The organism is Virgibacillus sp. MG-45 (assembly GCF_036409425.1).
Lineage (GTDB): Bacteria > Bacillota > Bacilli > Bacillales > Amphibacillaceae > LDC-1.
This window is the reverse complement of record NZ_JAXOFU010000008.1, coordinates 132343-145297: the sequence shown is the minus strand read 5'-3', so window position 1 is coordinate 145297 and position 12955 is coordinate 132343. Positions and strand designations below refer to the sequence as shown.

10 protein-coding genes are annotated in these 12955 nt (G+C 39.2%); 7 read left to right on the top strand and 3 right to left on the bottom strand.

Translation table 11 applies throughout. The features are described 5' to 3' along the window. The first annotated feature begins 253 nt into the window (after window positions 1-253). The 7 genes from pflB to cydC all read left to right on the top strand — a co-directional run bounded on the left by pflB (window position 254) and on the right by cydC (window position 10602). Complete coding sequence (gene pflB, locus SPK86_RS10440) at window positions 254-2509, top strand: formate C-acetyltransferase (protein ID WP_330949311.1); 2256 nt, start codon at window positions 254-256, stop codon at window positions 2507-2509. 95 nt (window positions 2510-2604) lie between these two features. Next, window positions 2605-3348, top strand: a complete 744-nt coding sequence (gene pflA, locus SPK86_RS10435; protein WP_284139166.1) for a pyruvate formate-lyase-activating protein — start codon at window positions 2605-2607, stop codon at window positions 3346-3348. Window positions 3349-3415: 67 nt separating this feature from the next. Beyond that, on the top strand, window positions 3416-4462 hold the full coding sequence (locus SPK86_RS10430; protein WP_330949310.1) for a 2,3-butanediol dehydrogenase: 1047 nt from the start codon (window positions 3416-3418) through the stop codon (window positions 4460-4462). A gap of 318 nt (window positions 4463-4780) precedes the next feature. After that, on the top strand, window positions 4781-6181 hold the full coding sequence (locus SPK86_RS10425; RefSeq protein WP_284139164.1) for a cytochrome ubiquinol oxidase subunit I: 1401 nt from the start codon (window positions 4781-4783) through the stop codon (window positions 6179-6181). After that, on the top strand, window positions 6168-7181 hold the full coding sequence (gene cydB / locus SPK86_RS10420) for a cytochrome d ubiquinol oxidase subunit II (protein ID WP_284139163.1): 1014 nt from the start codon (window positions 6168-6170) through the stop codon (window positions 7179-7181). The genes SPK86_RS10425 and cydB overlap by 14 nt, the downstream gene beginning before the upstream one ends. Further along, the gene (gene cydD, locus SPK86_RS10415; RefSeq protein ID WP_330949309.1) at window positions 7181-8890 is read left to right on the top strand and encodes a thiol reductant ABC exporter subunit CydD; all 1710 of its coding nucleotides are present in this window, start codon (window positions 7181-7183) and stop codon (window positions 8888-8890) included. Before cydB ends, cydD begins: the two co-directional genes overlap by 1 nt. Further along, entirely contained in the window at window positions 8887-10602 is a 1716-nt protein-coding gene (gene cydC, locus SPK86_RS10410; protein ID WP_284139161.1) for a thiol reductant ABC exporter subunit CydC, read from the top strand. Before cydD ends, cydC begins: the two co-directional genes overlap by 4 nt. A gap of 124 nt (window positions 10603-10726) precedes the next feature. On the opposite strand, the gene SPK86_RS10405 is transcribed toward cydC, so the two are convergent. From SPK86_RS10405 to SPK86_RS10395, 3 genes are all read right to left on the bottom strand, one after another. Beyond that, window positions 10727-11257, bottom strand: coding sequence for a chromate transporter (locus SPK86_RS10405; RefSeq protein WP_284139160.1), 531 nt, complete (start codon window positions 11255-11257; stop codon window positions 10727-10729). After that, complete coding sequence (locus tag SPK86_RS10400; RefSeq protein WP_443089773.1) at window positions 11254-11847, bottom strand: chromate transporter; 594 nt, start codon at window positions 11845-11847, stop codon at window positions 11254-11256. The genes SPK86_RS10405 and SPK86_RS10400 overlap by 4 nt, the downstream gene beginning before the upstream one ends. Before the next feature lie 120 nt (window positions 11848-11967). Beyond that, window positions 11968-12948, bottom strand: a complete 981-nt coding sequence (locus SPK86_RS10395) for an agmatinase family protein (protein WP_284139159.1) — start codon at window positions 12946-12948, stop codon at window positions 11968-11970. Between the last annotated feature and the right edge of the window lie 7 nt (window positions 12949-12955).

The window sequence follows — 12955 nt, the reverse complement described above, 5'->3', positions numbered from 1 at the left end:
GACGAGCTCTTTCTCTCTTTCCTAATCTCACTTCATGTACAAGATAAAACGTCTGTATTTAAACTGTTTTACTGTATTAAAAATTAAAATATATAACAGAATTTAAGAACCCATTTATATCAAGGATAAAACTACACAAATTTGTTACAATTTGATCCCTTACTTAAAAGAAAAGTATGTTATTCTAAAGGTGGAATATTGCTCATTATTTCACAATATAATCTTAGTAGGATTATAAAAGGAGGGAATCGCAATGTCTGAGATGACGTTGTCGACAAAACAAGCATGGGTTGGATTTAAGAATGGCAAATGGCAGCAAGAAATTGATGTAAGAGATTTTATCCAAGCAAACTTTACCCCATATGTTGGAGATGAACAATTTTTAAGTGGGGCAACAAAGGATACGTTGGAATTATGGGATCAAGTGTTAGAGCTATCCAAGAAAGAACGTGAAAATGGTGGCGTTCTTGATATGGATACAGCAATTGTATCAACCATTACATCTCATGGACCAGGCTACTTAGACAGTAACAAAGAAAAAATTGTGGGATTCCAGACAGATAAGCCTTTTAAACGTTCTTTACAGCCTTTTGGTGGCATTCGCATGGCTGCGAACTCCTGTGAGGCCTATGGGTATAAAGTGAATGAAGAAATTGAGCACATTTTTACAGCATATCGAAAAACGCATAACCAAGGTGTATTCGATGCCTACACTCCAGAAATGAAGCTTGCTCGAAAAGCAGGTATCATTACTGGTCTTCCAGATGCTTATGGTAGAGGTCGTATTATTGGAGACTACAGGCGTGTGGCATTATATGGTGTAGACAGACTTATTGAAGCTAAAAAAGAAGAATTAACCTATATTGGCGGTAACGGAATGATGTCTGAGGATATTATTCGAGATCGCGAAGAAACAATGGAGCAAATCCGTGCACTACAAGAGTTAAAAGAGATGGCAAAAGTATATGGATTTGATATTTCACAGCCAGCAAAAAATGCACATGAAGCATTTCAATGGCTCTATTTCGCTTACTTAGGAGCGATAAAAGAACAAAATGGAGCTGCGATGAGCTTAGGACGAGTTTCTACGTTCCTTGATATTTATATAGATCGTGATCTAGAAAGTGGTACTCTTACCGAAGAAGAAGCACAGGAGCTTGTCGATCACTTTGTGATGAAGCTACGCTTAGTTAAATTTGCACGCACACCAGATTACAATGATTTATTTAGTGGGGATCCAACATGGGTAACCGAATCCATTGGAGGTGTTGCAACAGATGGGACACCACTTGTAACAAAGAACTCCTATCGTTTCTTGCATACATTAACAAATCTAGGACCTGCACCAGAACCAAACTTAACAGTGTTATGGTCAAAAGCACTTCCAGATAACTTTAAGCGCTATTGTACAAAAATGTCGATTGAAACAAGCTCTATTCAGTACGAAAATGATGATTTAATGCGCGAAACATATGGCGATGATTACGGAATTGCATGCTGTGTATCCGCGATGGCAATTGGAAAGCAAATGCAATTTTTCGGGGCACGAGCTAACCTTGCCAAAGCATTACTATATGCAATTAATGGTGGTGTGGATGAAAAGCTCCGCATACAAGTTGCTCCTCCATTTGCAGCATATACGGAAGAATATCTCGATTATGAAGATATAATGGAAAAGTATGATCGTATGCTCGATTGGTTAGCAGGGCTCTATGTAAACACATTGAATATCATCCACTATATGCATGATAAATACAGCTACGAGCGCCTAGAAATGGCATTACACGACCGCGAAGTATTACGTACTATGGCTTGTGGTGTTGCCGGTTTATCTGTTGTAGCTGACTCACTTAGCGCCATTAAGTATGCACGCGTAAAAACGGTTCGCGATGACGACGGCTTTGTAGTTGATTTTGATATCGAAGGCGACTTTCCGAAATACGGAAACAATGATGACCGTGTTGACGCTATTGCAGTGGATCTTGTAACACGCTTTATGAACAAAATCAAACAGCATGGAACGTATCGGAATGCTGTTCCAACCCAATCCGTTCTAACGATTACTTCAAATGTGGTATATGGAAAGAAAACGGGAAGCACACCAGATGGAAGAAAAGCTGGAGAACCATTTGCTCCAGGCGCTAATCCAATGCATGGACGCGATACAAAAGGAGCACTTGCTTCTCTTAGTTCCGTGGCTAAATTGCCATATTCACAAGCACTTGATGGCATTAGTAACACCTTCTCTATCGTTCCAAAAGCACTTGGAAGAGATGAAGAAGCAAGAAAAATCAACCTAGCAGGAATGCTGGATGGCTACATGATCAAGGGTGGACATCACTTGAATATTAATGTATTTGATCGTGAAACCTTACTTGATGCCATGGAGCATCCAGAAGAATACCCACAGCTGACCATTCGGGTTTCTGGATATGCAGTGAATTTTATTAAACTAACAAGAGAACAACAAATCGATGTCATTAATCGTACCTTCCATGAAAGTAGATAAAAAAATATAGGTGCTGTCCTCCATATTCAAAGTGGAGGGCAGTACGATTAACATGAAAGATAGACCTTCTTACATGCTCTTTTAGAAAGGATGGGATGACAATGAAAGGCCGAATACATTCTGTTGAAACGTGTGGAACATTAGATGGTCCCGGGATTCGTTACGTACTCTTTATGCAAGGTTGTTTACTCCGGTGTCAATTCTGTCACAATCCAGACACATGGAAAATTGGGGACGGAAAAGAAGTTACCGTGGAAGAAATCGTAAGCGACATCAAAACATACCTTCCATTTTTTCAGGCATCTAATGGTGGCGTAACTGTAAGTGGTGGAGAGCCACTACTTCATACGAAGTTTCTCGTTGCCTTGTTTAAAGAATTAAAAAAACTCGGGATTCATACGGCAATTGATACATCAGGAGGATGCTTTTCTAAATCACCATCCTTTATGAAGAGCTTAGATGAGCTATTAGCGCTTACTGATCTTGTCTTACTAGATTTAAAGCAAATTGATCCCTCAAAGCATAAAACGCTCACTGGTCTTTCTAATGAACATATTCTTGATTTTGCCCAATACCTTGCTTCTAAAAACATACCTGTTTGGATTAGACATGTGCTTGTTCCTGGCATTACCGACAATGATGCAGATTTACAAAAGCTAGCAACGTTTATTAAAGCGTTAGCAAATGTAGAAAAAGTGGAAGTACTTCCTTATCATAAGCTTGGTGTTTACAAGTGGGAAGCGTTAGGCTATGACTATCCGTTAAAAGACGTTGAACCACCGTCAGAAGAACGTGTTCTAAATGCGACAAATTTGTTAACAAATAGACAAATTCTTTAAAACCATCTATTTTAATTGTATAATTAAAGGTGAAGCAACTGAAAATCATACAACAGGAGTGGTAAAAATGAAAGCAGCACGTTGGTATGGTCAAAAGGATATTCGTGTAGAAGAAGTAACAGATCCAGCAGTTGAACAAGGTAAGGTAAAAATTAAGGTTGCATGGGCGGGAATATGCGGAAGTGATTTGCATGAATACGCAGCAGGACCAATATTTATCCCTGTCAAAGAAAAACATCCACTTACGAACGACATTGCTCCAATTATTATGGGACATGAATTTTCAGGTGAAGTAGTTGAAGTTGGAGAAGGTGTCGATCGTGTGAAACCGGGTGATCGTGTTACAGTAGAACCAATCTATAGCTGTGGAAAATGTAAGGCTTGCCGTTCTGGATTATACAATCTATGTAACCAGCTTGGCTTTCACGGCTTAGCAGGCGGCGGCGGTGGATTCGCTGAATATACAACAGTCCCTGAAGTAATGGTTCATAAAATTCCTGATTCAATGAGCTTTGAACAAGCGGCTTTAACAGAACCAGCAGCTGTTGCCCTTCACGCGATTAGACAAAGTAAACTTCGTGCCGGGGACACAGCAGCCGTATTTGGCGCTGGGCCAATCGGTTTGTTAACGATTCAAGCATTATTCTTATCTGGTGCAAGCAAAGTATATGCAGTGGAGCTTTCCCCTGAACGCAAACAGCTTGCAAGCGATTTAGGTGCTATTGTGATTGATCCATCTGAAGTGGATCCTGTAGAAGAAATTCAAAAGCTAACAAATGGTGGTGTCGATATTGCCTATGAAGTCACCGGCGTACCTGTTGTACTTCAGCAATCCATCGATTCTACAAAGCTAGAAGGGGAAACTGTTATTATTAGTATTTGGGAAAGCAACCCACCAATTAATGCAAATAATGTCCTGTTAAAAGAGCGCAATGTTACAGGAACAATTGCATACCGTGATATTTTCCCTGCAGTGATTGAACTAATTGCCAATGGAAAATTCGCGGCAGAAAAGCTTATTACGAAAAAAATTAACTTAGATGAAATTGTAGATGAAGGATTCGAATCTTTAATGAAAGAAAAATCACAAGTGAAAATTCTTGTAAAGCCATAAAAAGCTTACACATATATGATCGTTAAACAAGGAGCTTCCTAGCCATTGGTTAGAGAAGCTCCTTCTCTATTTTCTTCTATAAACATTCGCAATCCAATGTAAAGGTTTTTGCATTAAGTTGTTTCTACATAGAGTATTTATTGTCATGAATATGCCAAAAAATCGTCATTGGTCTGTAACACTTTGTGAACAATTTAACTAAATTTCGCGCTATAATAGGTTTATCGTATGTTTTCACTATAAATATGTTAGTATCCAAATGAATTTGAATACGTCATTTATTGTGAATTAATTCACAACAAAAGGAGAGATAAAGCAATGGATATCCTAGAGCTAGCAAGATTACAGTTTGCATCAACAACCATTTTTCATTACTTTTTCGTGCCAGTTTCCATTGGACTTGTATTTATTATCGCAATCATGCAAACAATGTATGTAGTAAAAAAGCAAGATATTTATATGAAAATGACTAAATTTTGGGGAACACTTTTCTTAATTAACTTTGCTGTCGGCATTGTTACAGGGATTCTCCAGGAATTTCAATTCGGGATGAATTGGTCTACTTATTCCCGTTTTGTAGGCGATGTATTTGGACCATCCCTTGCGATTGAAGGTTTACTTGCATTCTTTATGGAATCAACCTTTATTGGAATTTGGATTTTCGGAGCAGATCGTTTATCAAAACGATTGCATTTAACATCCATATGGCTCGTATCTATCGGAACGATCCTTTCTGCTTTTTGGATTCTATCAGCTAATGCTTTTATGCAGAATCCTGTAGGATATGAATTTGCAGACGGAAGAGCACAAATGAATGATTTTGTTGCAATTTTAACCAACCCGCATCTTTGGGTACAGTTCCCACACGTGCTTTTCTCAGCATTTGCCACTGGCGCTTTTCTCATAGCTGGAATTAGTGCATGGAAGCTGATTAAAAAACAAGATGTCGCTATGTTCAAAAAATCATTTCGTGTTGCTGTAGTTGTTGGTACAATCGCAGCTTTCCTTGTTATGATTTTTGGTCACTCGCAAGCACAGCTTTTAATAAAGGAACAGCCAATGAAGCTTGCTGCTGCAGAAGCACTTTGGAATACGAGTGGGGATCCTGCACCATTTACATTAGTAGCAAATATTGATTCAGAAGAAAAAACGAATCACTTTGAAATTCAAATTCCTTATATGCTTAGCCTACTTTCTTACAATAAGTTTAGCGGACAAGTAGAAGGAATGAATCAACTACAAGAACAATATGAAGCTAAATACGGACCTGGAGATTATATCCCACCAGTAAAAACAGTATTCTGGAGCTTCCGTATCATGGTATTTACTGGAACAATTATGTTCTTGCTTGCACTTTATGGCTGGTATGCATCAAGAAAAGGTATACTAGAGCAAAAAACACGTTATTTAAAGCTAATGCTTTTCGGAATTTCACTTCCATTTATCGGAAATACTGCTGGGTGGATTATGACAGAAATGGGTCGTCAGCCATGGGTCGTGTTTGGTATGATGAAAACAGAGGATGCTGTATCACCAAGTGTCACAGCTAATGAGGTTCTCTTCTCACTCATTTCGTTTACGACAATTTATACGATATTAGCTGGAGTAACCATTTATTTATTTGTTAAGCACATTAAAAAAACCGATCAAAAAACGGAATCAAACGATAAAGTAGTCGATCCGTTTGATAAGGAGGCTAACAACATTGTCACTCAATGAGCTATGGTTTTTATTAATCGCGATCTTATTTATCGGATTCTTCGTTCTAGAAGGCTTTGATTTTGGAGTAGGAACTGTTTCACGATTTCTAGGAAAAGACGATGTCGAACGACGTGTATATATTAATACAATTGGTCCCTTCTGGGATGCAAATGAAGTTTGGCTCATCACTGCTGGTGGGGCAATGTTCGCTGCTTTTCCACATTGGTATGCTACGATGTTCAGCGGCTTTTATATCCCGCTTGTCTTTATGCTCTTAGCCTTAATTATTAGGGGGGTTGCATTTGAATTTCGCAGTAAGGTCGAAAACCCTAAATGGCGTACAACATGGGACTGGGCAATCTTTATCGGTAGCTTCCTCCCTCCTATACTTTGGGGTGTTGTCTTAACGAATTTTATGACAGGTATGCCAATTGATGGAAACAAAGAAATGGTCGGTGGTTTTCTTCAATTCCTCCACCCATTCGCATTATTAGGTGGGGTAATGTTCTTATTACTAACTGTCGTGCATGGATTGCAATTTATTACTTTGCGTACAGAAGGAGAGCTACAGGAACGTGCTAGAAAGCTTGCAAAGAAGCTTGCACCAATTACGTTGATCGCCTTCTTAGCATTTTTAGGCATTGGCTGGTATACAACTGATATTTTCACACAACATGGCAATGCATGGATTTTACTTCCAGTGTTTGCTTGGCTTTCTCTTTTAGGTGCTAGTGTATTCAATGTAAAACGTTTCGATAAACGTGCATTTACACTAACAAGCTTTTCCATTATTTTTCTTACAGCAAGTATTTTCATTGGGATGTTCCCAAGAGTCATGATCAGTACACTTGGAGCAGCAAATGATCTAACCATCTTTTCAGCAGCTTCTGGTGCATACACATTAAAGCTTATGTCTTATTTTTCATTAACATTGCTACCTTTTGTTCTCGGTTATCAAATATGGAGCTACTATGTATTTCGCAAGCGACTTAAAAAAAGTGAGCATTTGGAGTACTAATGTTTCGTAAACGTGGACTTCCAACAGGCAAAGGTAGCCTACCATTCTATGCAAGCTTGTCGATCATGACATTTTTGGAATCTGTTTTAATCATTGCTCAGGCCAGTTTTCTGGCCAGAGCAATTACATTTCTCTTTGAAGGTGCACAAATAAAAGAAATTGGGGCAGATGCTGCCCTATTTTTGCTTTTCTTTATGCTTCGCACGATTCTTGGTAGATGGAAGCAATATACAGCTGAACGCTTTGCAGATCGATACGGAGCACGTCTCCGCACAAAATTAGTTTCCTCTTATTTCCACACAGGACATCTTGTAGCAAGAGGCTTTGGAACAGGCCGTCTCGTTACACTTGCTATTGAAGGAATCAATAAAATGAAAGGCTATATTGAAATAGCTATCCCACGGATGGTTAGCATGGCCTTCATTCCTGCTTTGATTGTTCTGTACGTATTTTTCATTGACAAAATTTCAGCTGCCATTCTTGTTTTAACCGTACCAATTGTTATTATCTTTATGATTCTGCTTGGATTAGCCGCGCAGAAATTAGCTGACAAGCAATATGAAACATATCGAGTCCTTTCAAACCATTTTATGGACTCCTTAAAAGGCTTAGAAACACTCACCTATTTAGGTCAAAGTAAATCACATGAGAAAAAAATAAACCATGTTAGTGAACAATACCGGAAAGCAACGAATAAAACATTGCGGGTAGCTTTTTTATCTTCGTTTGCATTAGATTTCTTTACAAGTCTTTCTATTGCATTTGTTGCAGTTGGATTAGGGTTTCGGTTAATAGATGGAAATCTCACGTTACTTCCTGCTTTAACGATTTTAATTCTTGCTCCAGAATACTTTTTACCAATTCGTCAAGTAGGTAAGGATTACCACGCAACGCTTGACGGGCAAGTAGCAATGAAGGAAATAGAAAGCATGATTGATTTACATGAGGAAGCACAACCGATACAAAATCCGCTATCAAATCCAACCGATATTCAGTTAGATAAAGCTACCGTTCATGCTCAAAACACCCCTATTTTAAAAGATATTTCATTTTCTTGGAGTGGTAACGGCATGATTGGAGTCGTTGGACCAAGCGGAGCGGGCAAAACAACATTCATTCATATGCTTGCAGGCTTTCTCGATCCTACATTTGGACGTATCTTTGTCAACAACTCAGAAACGAATACATTAAATCGTGCAGACTGGCTGGATAAAATCGCCTACATTCCACAGCAGCCATATATTTTTCCAGCAACATTAGCTGATAATATCCGCTTCTATGAACCAGAAGCAACCGATGATGCGGTATGGAATGTAATAAAACAAATTGGACTTTATGATTTTGTGCAGCAGCTACCTAATGGAATTCATGAAGAGATAGGGGAAGCTGGAAGAAGCTTAAGTGGTGGACAAGAACAACGAATTGCCATTGCACGTGCTCTTCTTAGTAACCGTCCTGTTATCTTACTTGATGAACCAACAGCACATCTAGACATTGAAACCGAATTTGAAATCAAGCAACTAATAACACGTATATTTAAAAATAAGCTTGTATTTTTTGCAACACACCGCTATCACTGGATGAAGCAAATGGATTATTTACTTGTACTAAAAGGTGGTCAGCTCGTTGAAAAAGGAACACATGAACAGCTGTTAGAACAGGAAGGTACTTATCACCAATTATTTATGCAAGGGCGTGTTTCGAAATGAAAGAATGGATAATGCCATATATTCGCCAACATAAAAGTAGAATTGCATTAACCTTACTCATCGGCTTACTTGGTGTTGGTTCTGGTGCAATGCTGTTATTTGTATCTGGCTACTTAATTTCAAAATCCGCACTTCGACCAGAAAATGTGATGATGGTTTACGTTCCAATTGTTGCAGTACGTGCATTTAGTATTGGGAAAGCAGTATTTCCTTATCTAGAAAGACTTGTAAGTCATGACATCGTATTACGAATATTAGCAAGCATGCGAATCCGTCTCTATCGCTTAGTAGAGCCGCAAGCATTATTTTTTCGGTCTCGATATCAAACAGGAGATTTATTAGGTGTTCTATCCGATGATATTGAACATCTACAAGATCTTTATATCCGTACGATACTACCAGCAGGTCTTGGTGTCGTGCTTTATGCCGTTGTAATTAGTATCTTTGGTATATTTGATATTTCCTTTGCAGTAATGATGCTACTTCTCCTTGGGGTGATCATTTTTCTCATTCCAATCGTATCCTATCATGTGAATCGAACACATCATATTACGATTAAGAAAAGACGAAACCAATTATACCAGCAGCTAACAGATGCCATTTATGGCATTACGGACTGGAGAGCAAGTGGGAGAACAGACACGTTCTTACAAAGCTATCATGCACAAGATGAACAGCTTGTACAAACTGAACGTAAAATAAAAAGCTGGAAGCATCTTCAAGATATTATCAGTCAACTCGTCGTCGGAACATCGATTATTTTAGTGATGATTTGGGCTACCGTCCAAACAGGGCAAGGTGTATTTGAACCAACACTCATTGCAGCTTTTACATTAATGCTATTTTCTGTAACAGATGCATTTGTACCCCTAGCGGACGCAGTATCTCATATACCATCTTATCGGGATTCCATATCGAGAATCAAAAAAATGGAAGAGAACGCTGAACTGCAGGTTAATTCAAATGACGAGCCTCTTGCTTTCATAGAAGAACCAAGTTTAAAACTAAATAATGTTACCTACCATTATCCTGGTACCTCTACTCCAATCCTTTGTGATCTATCATTAACCATCCCTGTTGGAAAAAAGATCGCGGTATTAGGAAAAAGTGGTGCTGGAAAATCAACATTAGTAAAGCTTCTTGCTGGTGCCATTAAACCCGATAGTGGAAGCATTACAATTGGCGAGCAAACTGTTCATAGTGGACTTCTTTCCCACCAAATCGGGGTTTTAAATCAGAAGCCACATCTGTTCGATACAACTATTGGTAACAACATTCGGATAGGTAGACCAGAAGCAAGTGAAGCAGATGTATGGAAGGCGATTGAACAAGCACAGCTTTCTCAGCTTATCCATTCTCTTCCGAAAGGCCTAGACACACCAATGCTGGAAATGGGCAGTCGCTTTTCAGGTGGAGAAAGGCAACGAATTGCATTTGCACGTGTGCTATTACAAAACACGCCTATTCTTCTTGTTGATGAAGCAACGATTGGCTTAGACCCTATTACAGAAACTGAATTAATTCAAACAATTCTACATGCTGCTTCCGATAAAACGATTGTTTGGGTAACACATCATCTTGCAGGAGCAAAGAATATGGATGAGATCATTTTTATAAAGGATGGAGCCATTTCCATTCACGGAAGTCATGATAAGTTAATTAAAGAAAACGCCTACTACAAAGAATTATACTTTATGGATCAACTTAATTAACGAATCACCTAATATAAAATGCGCCCAAAAAGCGATGGAGAAATAAACCCTCCTTCTATTATTGGGCGCTTTTCTATTTAGACGATTCCTAACTCCCTTCAAAAACACATTCAAATTCTCCTTATTACGCAAGAAAGATTGCACCATATACTAATGCCCCTGCAACAACATACACCGGGCTTATCCGCCATCTCTCTAAGCATAAAAACGCTCCAACACCAAGAATAATCGTATGGCCAAGCCCGGCATTTTCATACGAATGAAAGAAAAAGTCATATGTCATCACACCAAGTAACACGGCAATCGTTGGTCGGACAATCTTTGTCAATCGCTTTACCCTTGGTGACTGCTTATATTTCATTAAAACCCCAAGTAAGGCAATCATTAATAAAAGCGAAGGTGCCACTGATGCAAAAACACCAATAAATGCGCCAAGTATCCCACCTTGATCATAGCCAATATATGCTGCCAGCTTTGTTGCAATTGGACCTGGTAGTCCATTCCCAAGCGCGACCATTTCACTAAACTCCTGTGTTGAAAACCAGCCATACCGATCAACCACCTCATACTCTAGCAATGGAATAGTTGCCGGACCACCGCCGTAGCCGAGTAAATTTGCTACAAAATTCGCTAAAAATATATCCCAATAGATCATTTATCCTTCACCTGCCGCTCTTTCCGGAAGTCTGCGTTAGAAAATAAAGCAATCCCAATTAATCCAGCAATTAAAAGCGCAGGATGAATTCCTAACAGCTCCATAACAAAAAGACTAATTATCGTATAAATAATTGTTGGTAGCCATCCCATGCCAGCTCGTGATTTTTGAAAGAAATCCCATGCCAACACGCCAATCATCACACCTGCTACAGGAAGAACTCCGTTTGCCATTCCTTGGACCAATGGAGAGTCCTTGTATGCATTTAAAACCGTTAACAATAAAATCATGAGAATTGCTGTTGGAAGAACCGTTGCAATTACGGCGTTAACAAGTCCCAAAAAACCACAAAGTCTAAAGCCGATGTAACCAGACATTTTCGTATTTATTGGACCTGGCAATGTATTTGACAATGCCAAAATATCGGAAAACTCTTCATCATCCATCCACTTATATGTATCCACGACTTCCTTTTTCATTAGCGGGATGGCAGAAAGCCCTCCACCATAACCGAGCATGCTTGCTCGAAAAAACGCCAAAAACAAATTCTTTTGATCCAGATTATACTGTTGCTTATTATTTCGTTTCACGATACCACTGTCCTTTATATTTAACCGCGAAGATCCATCTACACAAATAGACGAATAACGTAAGATTCCTTTTGAATACTACGTTATCCGTCTATTTTTTTCAAGTCTCCGTGCGTTTTCTCATTGCTTAACTTGATCACTTGCCATTCGTTTACGTTGCTGTTGGTGGCGGATTGTACCGGCAAGAGCATACAAAACCGCATTTGTGACAAAATGAGAGGAATGATCATTTGCATCCTGCTGTGGATATACTTCTACATAGTCCATCCCGCAAATACCAAATTCAGCAAATGCATATACTAATTCAAGCAGTTCGAATGACGTTAACCCATTTCCATCAACTGGACCACCAGGATTAAAAGCAAAGTCAAGCACATCACTACATATCGTTAAGTAAACTGCCTTCGTTCCTTTACTTGCAATTTGATAGGCTTCTTCTGCGATTTCCTTCAAGCTGGAAGCAAAACGTATTTCCCTTGAGGTAATTGTTGTTGCTCCAACCTCTTTTGCATACTTACCTGTTTGTGGCTCATTCCTCGGACCGTGAATACCCATATGAACGATGCTTTCATTTCGAATCCCTTCACACGTATAAATGTTATGAAAAGGTGTACTTCGCGCATATTGGTCTCCTTCAAAATGAGGGTGGTTATCATAATGTGCATCAAGGTGGATCACACCAATTTCGCCATCTACTTGTTCGGCCATCGCCTTGACAATTGGGAAGGTTATACCATGATCACCGCCAAACGCTACTGGAAATGCCCCTGTATTCCAGACGTTTGTCGCAAAGCCTTCTATCCGTCGCACCGTCTCTAATGTATCTGCTGGAACAACGTCCACATCACCTAAATCACCAATCGTATAATGCTCGAGTACATCAATATGGTCAAGCTCTGGAAGATATCCTGAGTATCTTGCAGAATTTAGCCGAATGACCTTTGGGCCTAATTCACAACCTGTATAATCTCCCCAGGTCACCGCCCCCTCCCACGGGACACCATATACGAGAACGTCAAAGTTCTGCCGTGCTGCTTCATCTAATGTTGTTTTTTTTCCTCCTAAAAAACAAGGTGTATTTCCATATAGTTTTTCACCCATAATCCTC